Source organism: Streptomyces sp. NPDC048565, from assembly GCF_040650935.1.
In the GTDB taxonomy this organism is placed as follows: Bacteria; Actinomycetota; Actinomycetes; order Streptomycetales; family Streptomycetaceae; genus Streptomyces.
Window position 1 is genome coordinate 209,202 of record NZ_JBEZIH010000008.1, and the last position, 14,445, is coordinate 223,646.

Here is a 14,445-nt window from a genome sequence, read left to right on the forward strand (position 1 = left end):
CCGCTAGACGAGAACGACATACCTAACGGTTCCCTCACAAAGAGACCAGGCACCCTCGACAGACCAATGTGAGAGGGGTCACCCTGTCATTCATCCACGCGGGGAGGCATGGATGGGCAGGAGCCGCAGAACAATTCCGGAGGAGCTTCTGTTGCTCGCTCTGGACCCGACCACGGGTACCACAGCGCAGCCGCAGTCGCTCGACCTCGGCCTGGCCGGGGCACAGCTAGTGGAGCTGGCTCTGGCAGGACGGATAGCCCCTGACGGGGATCGTATCGCCGTGGTGATGCCACGGCCGACAGGAGATCCGACTCTGGACTCCGCACTGGAACTGCTGCGCCGTCGTGGCAGTCCGGTTCGGGCCGTCCACTGGATCGGCGGACCCCGGCTGGGGCTTCGCCAGATCTACCTCGCTCATCTGGAGCGGTGCGGCATGGTTCATGCCGTGGCGGGCCAGATGTGCGGAGTGCTGCCGACGACTCGCTACCAGGCGACGGACACGGCAATCAGCCGGGACATCAGAGCCCGGCTGGACAACGCGATCCGTACCGGCGTACCGCCGGACCCACGGACCGCGGCGCTCGCCGCACTGGCCCACGCGGTCGGACTCGGCAAGCACCTGTACCCCGGGAACGAGGGGCGTTCATCGCGCTCCCGGCTCCGGGACCTGATCAGACACGACCCGATGGGCGGTCTCGTGGCGCACGCCGTGATGGACGTCCAGAACGGCGTGGCCGTCCAGCCACGCCGTAATCAGCAGACGGCAGGTGTGCCGTTGCAGCCGCAAGCGCAAGCGCGCCGGGGCAGCATGGCGCACACCTCCGTCCACTGACAGCACGACCGCGCGGACACTTGCGCGGAGTACCGAATACCGCCATATCGCCGCACCGAAGTCCCCATGACCCGGTTCGGGAGCCGCACCAGGCGCGGGGCAGCCGGATCCACCGGCTGCCCCGCGCTCTTGCGCACGGTGATTGCGTGTGGCCATTTCCCAGCGCGGCCAGGGCCTCGGGTGGCAATCTGCTGAGCAAGCAGATACGCACAGCTACAACAGCTGCATAGCCGGAGGTGCCCTTCCCGTGCCGACCAACGTCAATCCCACCGTCAGGCGACGCCGGCTGGGTCAGGAACTGCGCCGCCTCCGTGAGGTCAAGGGCATGACGGCCGAGGAGGTCGCCGAGCGACTGCTGGTCTCGCAGTCGAAGATCAGCCGCCTGGAGAACGGCCGCCGTTCGATCAGCCAGCGCGACGTACGCGATCTCTGCGGGGTGTACGAGGTCGAGGACCACCGCATCGTGGACTCGCTGATGCAGATGGCGAAGGACTCCCGCCAGCAGGGCTGGTGGCACGCCTTCGGCGACATCCCGTACAGCGTGTACATCGGGCTGGAGACCGATGCCGCCTCGCTGCGGGTCTACGAGTCGCTGATCGTCCCCGGCCTCCTGCAGACACGCGAGTACGCACAGGCGGTCATCGAGGGGATGTGGCCCGAAGCCACGCCGAGTGAGATCGACAAGCGCATCCAGATCCGCCTCAAGCGCCAGGACCGCCTCACCGATCCGGTCAACCCCCTGCGCTTCTGGGCGGTGATCGACGAGGCACTTCTGCGTCGCATCGTCGGTGACCCGGAGACCATGCGGGCCCAGTTGATGCACCTGGCGGAACTGAGCGAACTCCCGCACGTGACACTTCAGGTGCTGCCTTACGACGTGGGCGCGCACCCCGGCATGTACGGGAAGTTCGCCATCCTCGAATTCCAGGAAGCGATGGACGCCAGCGTGGTCTACCTCGAAGGCGTCACGAGCGACCTTTATCTGGAGAAGGCGAATGACGTCCAGAGTTACGCCGTAATGTACGAGCACCTGCGGGCCAAGGCGCTGAGCGCGGAACAGTCGCGCGACTTCATCGTGGCGGCGGCCGACAGCTGCCTCGCCCTGGACGATTGAACCGGAAACGATCGAGCGGGGCACACCGGGCTCATCCTGAATGGAAGGCGGCAATATACGCCTTGCCAGGCCCATCCCGGAAGACTCCAAAGGAATAGTTCACCCATAAGGGTGAGGGGTACTCACCTTCGATGAGGTCGCAGCGTAGCGTCCTTCCTGGAGTCGCTGACTCGCGGCGACTGCGTCACACGGCCCAACGGCCGAGATAATCATCGGAGGCGCACTGATGGAGCAAGGCAAGCTGACAGAGTGGACCAAGTCATCCTATTCCGCCGTTAATGGGGATTGCGTCGAGATCAAGTCCGCGGCATACGGTGCCGTGGCAGTGCGCGATTCCAAGGATCCGCACACCGGCGTCCTCGGATTTACGGTGGACACCTGGTCGGTGTTTCTTTCGGACCTCAGCCGACCCGCAGAGCACTGAAGCCGGCCGAAAGGCCGACTGAACACCTGAGCACTGCCAGCCACACGCCCTCTCGACTGGCCCGCCGTCCTGGCCGAGAGGGTTGCTCGCTCATTCAGGGGCTTCTCCAGGAGCTCGCTCAGGGAGCGAGCAACAAACTGCGGGTCTTCACCGTGACGGGGCTGTCCGTGCCCAGTACGCGTTCGCACAGCGGCAGATTCAGCCGGGCGAGCGCCTGGGCCTCGGCCACCTCACCGAAGGCCGCAAGGGAAGCGGCCAGCCCTGTCCGGTTGGTGAGCAGGTAGGGATGCTCAGGCCCCAGCGCCTGCTCCTGACCGTTCACCGCAAGCCTGGCGTACGAGATCGACTCCTCCAGCGCCCCGCGCTCGGCCAGGATCCAGCTCAGGAGGATCGCGGCCGAGAGAGCCAGCGGATGCTCGGCACCCTGCACGCGCTGCCGGTCGGACAGAGCCGTCCGCGCCACCGGTTCCGCCTGCTCGTACTTGCCGAAGCGGTGGAGGCCGTAGGCGTACGTATGGCGGCTCGTGACGGTTACCACGGAGTCATGACCGAGGTGCTCCTCACAGAGAGCCACCGTCTCGGGACCTACCAGGTCGAATTCCTCTGCCTCGCCGGCGGAGGCCAGATATTCGATGAGCAGCGCGCGGACGTAAAGAGTGTCCGGATGATTCTCGCCGAGAATACGTCCGCGGACTTCGCGGGTCCTTCGCAGAGACGCCAGGCTCTCTACGGATCGCCCCAATTGACCAAGAGGCTCATGAAGGGCCAGGAAGCTGCGCAGAGTTTCTGGGTGCTCCTCACCGAAAACTCTTTCCCGCCCGCCCAGGACCTTCCGGTGAAGAGCTTCGGACTCCTCGAACCGCCCCAGCCGGAAAAGAGCCAGGGCCGCATGGTGGCCGGCGTCGAGGGCCAGTGGATGATCTTCGCCCAGATGCCGGTCCGCCGTCTTCATGGCGGCCTGGGCCATATGCAAGGACGCCTGATAGTCGCCGCTTTCGAAAACGTGCTGGTTCAGCAGATTCGCGACCCCGACCACGCCGGCTCCGGTGTCATGATCCTCGACCAGCCGAAGCAGCTGCGTGACGTGCGGGACCAGTCCACGGACCCGGCCTCCCACCGCTCCCCCGCCCACCTCGGCGGGGATCTCCGCTTCGAGCAGGCGCACGGCCCCCTGGACAAGAAGCGACCTCCGATCGTCCGGCACCGTGGCGGCGACACTGTCGAGCAGGACTCCATGCGTCTGGACGCATCGCGTGGCTCCACCGCTCTCCTCGGAGTCCACCAGCGAGATCAGGGAGTGATCCAGCAGCCCCCGGAGCGCGGTCTCCACCCGGTCACCACGCAACTGCGGCTCCACCGCACCGAGGTCGACCGTGCCGGCCGAGAGCGGCCTCAACAGCGCCAGCGGAACGGGGTCGGAGCTCAAGCAGGAGAGCAGACGCAGCAGCGACCCGGCCTCGGGAATGCCGTCCTCGGCCAGGGACCTCAACGAGATCTCCCATGTGCGTCCCACGAGTTGACGGGCATTCTGCTCCGAACTGCCCGGCGCCGCACCCCGGTCGATCAATTCGGTGGGGTTTTCGTCGAGGTGCCGTCGATAGTCACTCATGGACCAGTTCTCCAGAAGTTGACGGGACAGAAAGGATCCGGCCAAGGTCAGGGCAAGCGGGAGACATTCGAGTCTTCTGGCCACGGTCTCCGCCTCGTGCGCGGTGCCCGCGGACGGGGCGAGATCATGCAGAACCAGTGCGGCGTCCTCCAGTGGAAGTACACCCACCGGGTGCAGTTCGGCGCCGTTCCATACGCGTGATCCGGCCACCCGCGTGGTCACGACGACCGTTCCTCGCGGGCTGGATCTGAGCCATGCGCCTTCTTCAAGAACAGCGGGATCATCCGCGTTGTCCAGAACCAGGAGCCATGGCTGTGCGGAATGGCCGAGGTGATGCCAGACGAGATCGGCTGCCGCCCGCTGCCCGTCGTGAGCCGCCGCGAGTTCGGACGTCTCCGCCCCACGGTCGGCGGCCACGGCCAGCATGCCCGCGCGGAGTGTGGCCCGTTCGGAGGCGTTGACCCACAGCCCTACGCGGTTCTCCTGGCCGGCGACCCGATGGAAGAGCGTCTGGGCCACAGCGGTCTTGCCGCAGCCACCCATTCCATGGAGTACGTGGACCCCTCCCCCGCCCTCGTGCCGGACGGCGCCCGTCAGCCTGGCCATCAGGTCGGCGCGGTCCCTGAGGATCCGGGGCGCCCGGCCCACGAGCGGGGTGCGTACCGAGTCCGGCGCCGGCCAGCCGAAAGCGTGGTCCCTCGCCCTGACCACCGTTCGTCGCGTGGATGCCCCGAAGAGGGAGCCGCCACGGCCGGGCGGCTCGTGCTCGGTCGGCTCGGCCTCGGGCGAACGGTGCTCGGGCGAGTGGTGGTAGTGGTTCTCGGTGACGTACTGGTTGCCGGTCGTCTGGTAGACACGGCCCTGCCCCGACGCCCTGCCTTCCACCTGGGGGTCCTGGCCCTGCTCGGCCCCGCTCACCGCTCGTTGATGTGCTGGTCGCGCCCTGCCTGGTAGACCCGGCCACCGCCGGACGCCTCCGCGCGCATCTGCACGGTTCGCGGCGCGTCGTCCACCTCGGGGGCGAGCTCCACCAGGATCCGGCGCAGGTCCGACGCGATGTCGGGCCTTTCGGTGAGCAGACGCCGTACGCGGCCTGTCCACGCGTCGCGCAGTTCCTGCTCGGTCAGCTCGTCGCCGTTGTCCCTGGCGGTGAGCAAGTCGTCCCGAGCCGCTTCCAGTTCGCCCTGAACACTCCCGGCGCGCGACGAGCCGGCCCGCTGCCACAGGGAGACGATGCCGTCCCTGGCCCTCTCCCACGCGTCGGTGGCCATGAGCGTGACCACAGTGGCCCCCGCGTTCCGAGCCAGCTCGATCAACTGTGCGTCCATCCACGCCCCCACTCCATCGGCGCCCGTTCGGCACCTGGACAGGACGACCACACTATGTGCGACGGAATGTCGCTGTCAGGTGAAGCTTCCCCCCTCCCTCCGGCCACACGGGACCCGCATCCCGTGCGGTCGTCGACGTTCCTGGGTGTTCCTGCCGCGTTTACGGTTTCCGCCTTGTTCGCCGATCTCTGCACAGCCTGACGAAGTGCCCGCCCATCGTGTGGCCGCGGTCACGTTCACGACAACGCCCCGAAAGGTCAAGAAGACGTAAAATCGTTCGCCTTACTGATTGGTGTTCACATCCCTGATCGAGAAAACCTTGACCGCTGCCCCGGACAGGCGGTTCAATCCCCGAAGTCCCCGTTCCCGCGCGGGGCCCCGCTGAACGGCCGTACTGACGAAGCGCGTTCCCGTTCACAAGGCGGACCCCTGGAGGGGGCACATGAACAGTCTCGACTGGGCCGTGCTCATCGGCTACTTCGGTGTGATGGTCGCGATCGGACTCTGGTCGCACAAGCGCGTGGACAATGTCAGCGACTTCTTCACGGCCGGCGGCAAGATGCCCTGGTGGCTGTCGGGCATCTCGCACCACATGTCCGGTTACAGCGCGGTGATGTTCACCGGATACGCGGGCATCGCGTATCAGTACGGGGTCACGTCGTTCGTGACCTGGTCGCTGCCGATCGCGATCGGTATCGGCATCGGCGCGAAGCTCTTCGCACCCCGGCTCAACCGGCTGCGTTCACGCCTGCACGTCGCCTCGCCGCTCGAATACCTCAAGAACCGCTACAACGTCCCGACCCAGCAGGCCCTGGCGTGGTCCGGTCTGCTGCTGAAGATCGTGGACGTCGGCGCCAAGTGGGCGGCCATCGCCACCCTGCTGTCCGTCTTCACCGGCATCACCCTGACCCAGGGCATCTTCATCACCGGTGCCATCACCGCCCTCTACTGCACGATCGGCGGACTGTGGGCCGACGCGCTCACGGAGCTCGGGCAGTTCATCATCCAGCTCTTCGCCGGTGTGGCCATGCTGGTCATCACCATGAGCAAGCTGGGCGGCTTCAGCTCGCTGTGGACGATCTGGGACAAGCTTCCCGAAGGCCACACGAGCCCGACCGCCGGCCCGTACACGGTGACGTTCCTGCTCGCGTACCTCTTCATCAAGACCTTCGAGTACAACGGCGGCATGTGGAACCAGGCCCAGCGCTACATGGCCACGGACTCCGCGCACTCCGCGTCCCGTTCGGCCTGGCTCTCGGCCGCGCTGTGGCTGATCTGGCCGACGGTGCTCTTCTTCCCGATGTGGGCCGCGCCGCTGCTCGTCGACGCCCAGAAGCCGGACGCGTCCGACAGCTACGCCCTGATGACCGAGCAGCTGCTGCCGCACGGTCTGCTCGGTCTGGTCGTCGTCGGCTTCTTCTCCCACACGATGGCCATGTGCTCCTCCGACGCCAACGCGATCTCGGCGGTCTTCACCCGGGACATCGCACCGGTCTTCTCCAAGGCCGCCCGGAGCTGGAACGAACGCGGCGGTCTGCTGGCCGCGCGGCTCTCCACGCTCGCGTTCCTCGGACTGTCGATGGCTCTGGCGACCCAGATCAACTCGCCGACGTTCAAAGACATCATCTCGGTCGTCATCAAGTGGGTGGCCGGTCTGATGGGCCCGATCGCGATCCCCTTCATGCTGGGCCTGCTGCGCAGGTTCCGCCGGTCCGGGCCGACCGCCGCGCTCACCAGCTGGGCGGCGGGGCTGCTCGCCTTCTACTTCACCAACTACAACTTCGACGGTTCGACGAAGACGGATGTCGCCCTGCAATACCAGGTGGCACTGCCGCTCGCGATCTCGCTGGTGCTCTACATCATCATCGGCTTCATCAAGCCCGAGGACACCCCGGAGCGCGACGCGCTGATCGACAAGATCAACTCGGATGGCGGGGGGCCTGCGGGCGCAGCCGCGGCGGCGACCGTGCCGACGCAGAAGCCCGGCCAGGAGAGCACGGGAGTCCAGGAGGGCGTGAAGGACTGACCGGCACTCACGCGGGACCTACGAACGCCGGGCGGGCACGGCGGCGCCCGCCCGGCCTCCCGTGGCCGGAGTCCGACTCCCGTGGCCCCCGTGGCCGGAGTCCGACTCCCATGGCCGCCCGGCCGCCCTGCCGCGCACACCCGGCCTGCCGTGCCCGCACCGGCCCGGTCGCCGCTCAGCCCCGCGGGTAGCGGGCCAGCCAGCCCGGGGCGACCGCGGCCGGACTGTGCAGGGCGGGCCCCTGCGTCATCTCCATCGCGAAGTCGTCGGAGAGCTCCAGAAGCGTCGAGCGCCCCTCCAGTTCCGCCAGCCAGGCCGGCGGCAGCGCCGTCTCCCCGTGCAGCGCACCGAGAAGCGCACCGCAGACGGCCCCGGTGGCCGCGGACGGCCCGGAGTGGTTCACGGCGAGCCGCAGCCCGTGGCGTATGTCCTCGCCGACCAGCGCGCAGTACAGCGCCACGGCGAGGACCTCCTCCGCCGAGTCGGTGTCGCCGAGCGCCTCGATCAGCGCCGGCCCGGGGATCCCCTGGCGTACGGAGCCGAGTGCCTGCCGGAGCGCGTCGGAGACCTGCTCGCCGCCCGAACGCTCGGCGAGCAGGGCCAGAGCGTGCTGGACCGAGCCGTCCAGGGTCTCGCCGCGCGCCAGCCCGTGCACCAGGACGGCGAGGGCTCCGGCCGCGAGCTGCGCGGTGGCGTGGCCGTGGGTGTGGGCGGCGCACTCGACAGCCAGCTGGAGGACCAGCTGGGGGTCCCAGCCGACGAGCAGCCCGAAGGGCGCGGAGCGGGTCAGCGCGGCCGAGTCCCGCGCCGCGGGGTTCTTGGGCACTGCGAGCGTGCCCATCGTGGCGTCCCCGAAGCCGACGAGGCACTCCCGGGTGGGGGCGCGGCGCGTGTACAGCCACTCCTCCCTGGCCAGCCAGCCGTTGTCCTTGCGGCGTTCGTCGGGCCCCCAGGCGTTCTGGGTGGCCGCCCACCTCAGATAGGCGCGGTGCACGTCCGTGGGCGGATGCCAGGCGCCGGTGTCACGCCTGACCTGAGCGCGGATGAGCCCGTCGACGGTGAAGAGGGTGAGCTGGGTGACGGCGGTGACGGCACCCCGTCTGCCGTGCACGGGGACGAAGTCGGCCACCCCGTCCACACCGTGGGCGGCGCGGATCTCCTCCAGGGTGAGCCCGGACACACCGGCCCCGAGCGCGTCCCCGATGGCGCCGCCGAGCAGGGATCCCCGTACCCGGCCGCGGAAGTCCTGCTGCTGGACACGGCCCCAGACAGCTGCGGCCCCTGTGGTCCCTGTGCTCACCGTGCCCCTTCCGCCCGCCTGCCGTGTGCGACTGCGCAAGCAGCGTAATCGAACGGGAACGAGCGGTTCAGCGGCGGAACGGAATGTACGCACTGGTACGCGAGAGCACTTGTGCGCGGCATTCCTCATCATTTCCGGCCTGGTCTTCCCGGGACGCCGGCCCCGGGAAAATCAGGTACGGGAGTGGTCAGGTCAGCCGAACATGCCGGGCCGGTAGTCGCCCGCCGGCTGCTGGACGATGACGTTCAGGCGGTTGTACGTGTTGATGAGTGCGATCAGCGCCACCAGGGCGAGCAGCTGGTCCTCGTCGTAGTACTTGGTGGCGTTCGTCCACACCTCGTCCGGCACACCGCCGGCCGCGTCGGCGATCCGGGTGCCCTGCTCGGCCAGCTCAAGCGCGGCGCGCTCGGCATCGGTGAAGACGGTGGCCTCGCGCCACGCGGCGACCAGGTTGAGCCGGAGCGCCGTCTCGCCCGCCTCCGTGGCGTCCTTGGTGTGCATGTCGGTGCAGAAGCCGCACCCGTTGATCTGGCTGGCCCGGATCTTGACCAGCTCCTGGGTCGTGGCGGGCAGGCCCAGGTCGGTGACCACCTTCCCGGCCGAGTTGATGTGCTTCAGGAAGGTGCTGGCGGCCTTGTTGCCGAAGACGTCGAGACGAGCGCTCATGATCTGCTCCTTAGTCGTTGCCGATGCCTACACTCCCTCGACGGACCGGCCCCGTCGGGATGTGACACGGCTACGTGTGAACTGGGTCTCACGCCCGACGCTCCCTGCGCGCCGCGACCCGCAGTACGTCCCTGAGCGACTCGGTCGTCCGTACGAGCGCGAACCGCACGGCCCGCTCCCCCGCCGCCTGATCCGCGAGCACGGACTCGGCCCCGCCGAGCACCTCCTCGCCGCAGGCGATCAGCTCCGACCTCGTCGGCCGGCCGGGACAGCCAGCTGGCCGGGTCGTCCGGGAAGGAGAGCAGTTCATGAGCCGCATCCCCGAGATCGGGTCCACAGCGTGGCGCAAGTCCAGTTACAGCGACGGCGGAGCGAACAACTGCCTGGAAGTCGCGGACAACTTCCCCGACCTGGTTCCCGTCCGGGGCAGCAAGGTCTCCGGCGGCCCGACCCTCATCGTCAACGCCCTCGCGTGGGCCGCCTTCGTGGACTTCGCAGCCGGGCACTGGCCTCACCTCGACCCCTGCCGCGCCTCCGGTCGAGGGGACGCCTACCCCCCTACTCCCCGGCGAAGACGTCCTCGGCCGACCGGGCGGTGGGGGCCCGCAGAAGCCAGCGGTTCAGGGTGTCGAGATCGCCGCAGGTGGTGATCCGTTCACGCGCCTCGTCTGACACCTCGACGCCCGTCTGCGCGAGGAAGAGCAGGATGCCCTGCGCAATGCCTTCGGTCCGGCCCTCCGTCCGGCCCTCCGTCCGGCCCTCGTCCCGGATTTCCTCTGCCATGAAGGACTTGTAGAAAGAGAGGTCCACGGCCACCAGGTTCCTCCACTGTTGTGCGGCCGGGCGGTTGCCCAAGCCTTGTGCGGTGAGTTCGACAAGGGGATCGGCGATGATTTCCGGTACGTCCCGCAGAGCGGTGGACAGCGTTTTCAGTATGGCACCGACGTCCGGATCGGCGGCGTGTGTGATCGCCGCCAGCGTGGTGAGCGCCAGATCCTTGCGGGCCTCGGCGACATCGGTGATCACCGGCATGTTGTGCGGGCCCGCGACGAGCGGGCGCAGGGTGAGCGCGGGCCACTGGCGGGGGCCGATCGGGACCGTGCGGGAGGCCCATTCCGCGGTCACACGGTCCTGGCAGACCACCAGCAGCAGCGGCGGGAGCCGGTATTTCGTGTACAGGTAGGACAGGTAGTAGGCCCAGCTCGCCGGCTTGTCCGTGTCCTTCTTCCCCTGGGCTTCGATGGCCAGGAGAAGCGGCTCGTCGTCCTCCGTGTCCAGCCGCAGCAGGGTGTCCACACGCCGTTCGAGTGGACGGCTCTCGGTCAGGTCGGTGGGCATCACGGTGACCGAGACGGGTGGGGCGATCGTGATCCCCAGTACTTCCGAGACACGGGAGAACAGGCCCGGGTGCTCCTGGAAGATGCGGTGCATCGCCTCGTGGGGCGAACTGACCATGCGGGACTCCTGCGAGTGGCGTGATGCTCGAAGCGCCCCCGAGCACCGGGTTCGTACTTGCCAGGAGAATATGTCCGCAGTGTCGCCCCAGACCGTCCGAATGGGTCGGCTCACCCATGTGAGTGACGGTACGCGGAACCGTAGTTGCGAGCGGTCGCTTCCGGAGCCAGGGCCGGCGGCTCCGGAAGCGGGTCGTGCTTCGCTACTGCGGCAGCACCGGCAGCAGTTCCGGCAGGTGGCCGTCCGAGGCCGCGCCGGACGTGATGCGCTCCTCCGGCACCTCGCCGTACAGCGTCGTGCGCGGCTTGGCCGGCCGGCCCGCGAGGTCGGCGATGGCGGTGAGGTCCTGGATCGAGCGGTACGAGCCGTAACTGGAGCCCGCCATACGGGAGATGGTCTCCTCCATCAGAGTCCCGCCCAGATCGTTGGCGCCCGAGCGGAGCATCTCCGCCGCGCCCTCCGCGCCGAGCTTCACCCAGCTGGTCTGGATGTTGGTGATGTGCGGGTGCAGGAGCAGGCGGGCCATCGCCGTGACAGCGCGGTTGTCGCGGTCGGTGGGCCCGGGGCGGGCGATGCCCGCCAGGTAGACCGGGGCGTTGGTGTGGATGAAGGGGAGCGTGACGAACTCGGTGAAGCCGCCGGTCTCCTGCTGGAGGCGGGACAGCGTCCTGAGGTGGCCGAGCCAGTGGCGGGGCTGGTCCACATGGCCGTACATCATCGTGGAGGAGGAGCGCAGGCCCGTCTCGTGGGCCGTCCTGATGACCTCCAGCCAGGTGGCGGTCGGCAGCTTGCCCTTGGTGAGGATCCAGCGGACCTCGTCGTCCAGGATCTCCGCCGCCGTGCCGGGGATCGAGTCGAGGCCCGCGTCCTTGGCTGCGGCCAGCCAGTCGCGGATCGACATGCCGGTACGGGTCGCGCCGTTGACGACCTCCATCGGCGAGAAGGCGTGGACGTGCATGCCGGGCACGCGTTCCTTCACCGCCCGTGCGATGTCGAAGTACGCGGTGCCCGGCAGATCCGGGTGGATACCGCCCTGCATGCAGACCTCGACCGCGCCGACGTCCCAGGCCTGCGCCGCGCGGTCGGCGACCTGGTCGAGGGAGAGGGTGTAGGCGTCGGCGTCCGTACGCCGCTGGGCGAAGGCGCAGAAGCGGCAGCCGGTGTAGCAGACGTTGGTGAAGTTGATGTTCCTGGTGACGATGTAGGTGACGTCGTCCCCGACCACGTCACGGCGCAGCGTGTCCGCGATCCGGCACAGCTCGTCCAGCGCAGGACCGTCCGCGTGGAGCAGGGCGAGTGCCTGGTCGTCGGTGAGCTTCGTGGGGTCGTCGGCGGCCTGGCTCAGGGCCTGGCGCACGTCGGTGTCGATACGGGACGGGACCATGCCGGGGGCCGCGGCCTCACGCAGGGCCTCCCAGTCGCCGTACACCTCGTCGAAATCGTTCCGCCGGTCGCCGGTGCGGCCCTCGGTGTCGATGGTGCGGTGCAGGTCGGTGCGGCCTGAGGCGTTGAACCCCTCGTCGGGCTCCTGCCAGGGCAGTCCGGCCGGGATCGCGCCCTCCTTCGCGAGGCCCGTCTCCGGGTCGGCGAGCGCGCGCACGTGCGGCAGGAGGCGCGGGTCCAGCCAGGGCTCGCCGCGTTGGATGAACTCCGGGTAGATGGTGAGGCGTTCGCGCAGCTGGAAGCCGGACTCGGCGGTCTTCGAGGCCAGCTCGTCGATGTGCGGCCAGGGGCGCTCGGGGTTCACATGGTCCGGGGTGAGGGGCGATACGCCGCCCCAGTCGTCGATGCCCGCACCGATCAGCAGGGCGTACTCCGCGTCGACGAGATTCGGCGGGGCCTGGATACGGGCCGATGGGCCCAGGATGTGGCGGGCGACGGCGATGGCCGCCGCCAGCTCCTCCAGTTCGGCGTCCGGCATCCCCCGCATCGCGGTGTCCGGCTTGGCGCGGAAGTTCTGGACGATGACTTCCTGGATGCCGTGATAGGCGCGGGCCGTCTTGCGCAGCTCGAACAGGGAGTCGGCACGCTCCTCGTACGACTCGCCGATCCCGATCAGGATGCCGGTGGTGAAGGGCACGTTGGACCGGCCCGCATCTTCGAGCACCCGCAGCCGGACGGCCGGCTCCTTGTCCGGTGACCCGTAGTGCGGGCCACCCTTCTCGGACCACAGCCGGGTCGCCGTCGTCTCCAGCATCATCCCCATGGACGGGGCGACGGGCTTCAGCCGCTGGAGGTCCGTCCACGTCATCACACCCGGGTTCAGGTGCGGCAGCAGCCCCGTCTCCTCCAGCACCCGGATCGCCATGGCGCGTACGTACGCCAGGGTGTCGTCGTAGCCCTCGGCCTCCAGCCACTCCCGCGCCTCGGGCCATCGGTCCTCGGGCCGGTCCCCGAGCGTGAAAAGGGCTTCCTTGCAGCCCAGTTCCGCACCCTTACGGGCGATGTCGAGAATCTCGTCCGGTGACAGAAACATGCCGTGGCCCGCACGCCTGAGCTTCCCCGGCACGGTGACGAAGGTGCAGTAGTGGCAGGTGTCACGGCAGAGCCGGGTCAGCGGGATGAAGACCTTGCGCGAGTACGTGATCACCCCCGGCCGGCCGGCTGCTTCGAGCCCCGCGTCCCTGACCCGGGCGGCGGACGCGGCCAGATCGGTCAGGTCCTCTCCTCTCGCCTGGAGCAGGACTGCGGCCTCGGCCACGTCGAGGGCGACGCCGTCGCGGGCCCGCCGGAGGGCGCGCCGCATGGCGTTGGTCGTGGGGCGCTGAGGATCGGTCATGCTCCGAGCATACGAGCGGGTCACTCCTTACGGACCATGACCTTCGTCCCACCCGCGCCCCCCGGACACGCCTCGAACCTACCCCGGACCTGCCCCGATCTGTCCCGCCCCCGGCGCGTCCGACCGCCGTCCGACACTGGCGCCTTGACCGATATGCACCTCTTGCCCCGTAGTCTCGGGGAGGTGATGGAAACGATCGTCTTCGACATCGGAGAAACCCTCGTCCGCGACGACCGCCACTGGGCCTCGTGGGCCAACTGGCTCGGGATCCCCCCGCACACGGTCAGCGCGCTGGTCGGCGCCGCCGTCGTACAGGGCCGTGACAGTGCCGACGCACTGGGCATCCTGCGCCCGGGGATGGACGTCGGCGAGGCCTACCACGCACGCGCGGCGGCCGGGCGTGGCGAACACCTGGACGAGACGGACCTCTACCCGGACGTACGCCCCGCCCTGGCCGAACTACGCGCACTCGGCCTGCGGGTCGTCGTCGCGGGTGACCGGACGGCCCGGGCGGGAGAGCTGCTGCGGGCCCTGGACCTGCCGGCCGACCTGGTCGTCACGTCCGGGGAGTGGGGTGTCACCAAGCGGGACCCGGAGTTCTTCACGCGCGTACTGGAGGTGTCGGGCGCCGCGCCCGAGGCAACCCTGTACGTCGGTGACCACCCGGCCGATGACCTCTTCCCGGCGAGGTCCTGCGGGTTGCGGACGGCCCACATCCGCCGGGGCCCGTACGGGCATTGGTGGGCGGACCATCCGGACGTACTGGAGACGGCGGACTGGCGCATCAGCGCCCTGACCGAACTCCCCGCGCTGCTGGGCCGATCCACGCGCCGCAAGGCACTCGCCGCCTCACCGGGCCTGGCGTCCGTCCGGGAACAGGCCGCCCCACCGGACCAGGCGTCCCCCACGGAA

Annotated in this window: 10 protein-coding genes and 3 pseudogenes; 6 read left to right on the top strand and 7 right to left on the bottom strand. The window is 68.9% G+C overall.

Annotated elements, in window-relative coordinates:
• Positions 1 to 112: 112 nt before the first annotated feature.
• The 3 genes from AB0C75_RS12940 (at position 113) to AB0C75_RS12950 (ending at position 2,370) form a co-directional block, all read left to right on the top strand.
• Positions 113 to 832: a GPP34 family phosphoprotein gene (locus AB0C75_RS12940; protein ID WP_356709848.1), complete on the top strand. Its 720-nt coding sequence runs from the start codon at positions 113 to 115 to the stop codon at positions 830 to 832.
• 247 nt (positions 833 to 1,079) lie between these two features.
• Complete coding sequence (locus AB0C75_RS12945; protein WP_362889968.1) at positions 1,080 to 1,946, top strand: helix-turn-helix transcriptional regulator; 867 nt, start codon at positions 1,080 to 1,082, stop codon at positions 1,944 to 1,946.
• 226 nt (positions 1,947 to 2,172) lie between these two features.
• Positions 2,173 to 2,370 (top strand): DUF397 domain-containing protein, encoded by a 198-nt coding sequence (locus tag AB0C75_RS12950; protein ID WP_362889969.1) that lies wholly within the window; start codon positions 2,173 to 2,175, stop codon positions 2,368 to 2,370.
• 118 nt (positions 2,371 to 2,488) lie between these two features.
• Here the strand turns inward: AB0C75_RS12950 and AB0C75_RS12955 are convergent, their stop codons facing one another.
• Positions 2,489 to 4,897, bottom strand: a complete 2,409-nt coding sequence (locus AB0C75_RS12955; RefSeq protein WP_362889970.1) for a tetratricopeptide repeat protein — start codon at positions 4,895 to 4,897, stop codon at positions 2,489 to 2,491.
• Positions 4,894 to 5,307 (bottom strand): hypothetical protein, encoded by a 414-nt coding sequence (locus AB0C75_RS12960; RefSeq protein ID WP_362889972.1) that lies wholly within the window; start codon positions 5,305 to 5,307, stop codon positions 4,894 to 4,896. Before AB0C75_RS12960 ends, AB0C75_RS12955 begins: the two co-directional genes overlap by 4 nt.
• Positions 5,308 to 5,749: 442 nt before the next feature.
• Between AB0C75_RS12960 and AB0C75_RS12965 the strand changes: the two genes are divergently transcribed.
• Positions 5,750 to 7,333 (top strand): sodium:solute symporter family protein, encoded by a 1,584-nt coding sequence (locus tag AB0C75_RS12965; RefSeq protein ID WP_362889974.1) that lies wholly within the window; start codon positions 5,750 to 5,752, stop codon positions 7,331 to 7,333.
• Between the two features lie 175 nt (positions 7,334 to 7,508).
• Here AB0C75_RS12965 and AB0C75_RS12970 read toward each other — a convergent pair whose 3' ends face one another.
• The 3 genes and pseudogenes from AB0C75_RS12970 to AB0C75_RS12980 all read right to left on the bottom strand — a co-directional run bounded on the left by AB0C75_RS12970 (position 7,509) and on the right by AB0C75_RS12980 (position 9,604).
• On the bottom strand, positions 7,509 to 8,633 hold the full coding sequence (locus AB0C75_RS12970) for an ADP-ribosylglycohydrolase family protein (protein WP_362889976.1): 1,125 nt from the start codon (positions 8,631 to 8,633) through the stop codon (positions 7,509 to 7,511).
• 192 nt (positions 8,634 to 8,825) lie between these two features.
• Entirely contained in the window at positions 8,826 to 9,299 is a 474-nt protein-coding gene (locus AB0C75_RS12975) for a carboxymuconolactone decarboxylase family protein (RefSeq protein WP_362889978.1), read from the bottom strand.
• A gap of 88 nt (positions 9,300 to 9,387) precedes the next feature.
• Positions 9,388 to 9,604, bottom strand: a pseudogene (locus tag AB0C75_RS12980) (hypothetical protein).
• Between the two features lie 3 nt (positions 9,605 to 9,607).
• Here AB0C75_RS12980 and AB0C75_RS12985 point away from each other — a divergent pair.
• Positions 9,608 to 9,799, top strand: a pseudogene (locus AB0C75_RS12985) (DUF397 domain-containing protein); the annotation flags it as partial.
• A gap of 58 nt (positions 9,800 to 9,857) precedes the next feature.
• Here the strand turns inward: AB0C75_RS12985 and AB0C75_RS12990 are convergent.
• The gene (locus AB0C75_RS12990) at positions 9,858 to 10,754 is read right to left on the bottom strand and encodes a hypothetical protein (protein WP_362889981.1); all 897 of its coding nucleotides are present in this window, start codon (positions 10,752 to 10,754) and stop codon (positions 9,858 to 9,860) included.
• A gap of 202 nt (positions 10,755 to 10,956) precedes the next feature.
• Entirely contained in the window at positions 10,957 to 13,533 is a 2,577-nt protein-coding gene (locus AB0C75_RS12995; RefSeq protein ID WP_362889983.1) for a bifunctional FO biosynthesis protein CofGH, read from the bottom strand.
• A gap of 186 nt (positions 13,534 to 13,719) precedes the next feature.
• Here AB0C75_RS12995 and AB0C75_RS13000 point away from each other — a divergent pair.
• Positions 13,720 to 14,349, top strand: a pseudogene (locus tag AB0C75_RS13000) (HAD family hydrolase); the annotation flags it as partial.
• Between the last annotated feature and the right edge of the window lie 96 nt (positions 14,350 to 14,445).

Coding starts and splice junctions, on each gene's coding strand:
- AB0C75_RS12940 (WP_356709848.1), top strand. CDS start 113: ATGGGCAGGAGCCGCAGAACAATTCCGGAGGAGCTTCTGTTGCTCGCT.
- AB0C75_RS12950 (WP_362889969.1), top strand. CDS start 2,173: ATGGAGCAAGGCAAGCTGACAGAGTGGACCAAGTCATCCTATTCCGCC.
- AB0C75_RS12960 (WP_362889972.1), bottom strand. CDS start 5,307: ATGGACGCACAGTTGATCGAGCTGGCTCGGAACGCGGGGGCCACTGTG.
- AB0C75_RS12965 (WP_362889974.1), top strand. CDS start 5,750: ATGAACAGTCTCGACTGGGCCGTGCTCATCGGCTACTTCGGTGTGATG.
- AB0C75_RS12975 (WP_362889978.1), bottom strand. CDS start 9,299: ATGAGCGCTCGTCTCGACGTCTTCGGCAACAAGGCCGCCAGCACCTTC.
- AB0C75_RS12990 (WP_362889981.1), bottom strand. CDS start 10,754: ATGGTCAGTTCGCCCCACGAGGCGATGCACCGCATCTTCCAGGAGCAC.
- AB0C75_RS12995 (WP_362889983.1), bottom strand. CDS start 13,533: ATGACCGATCCTCAGCGCCCCACGACCAACGCCATGCGGCGCGCCCTC.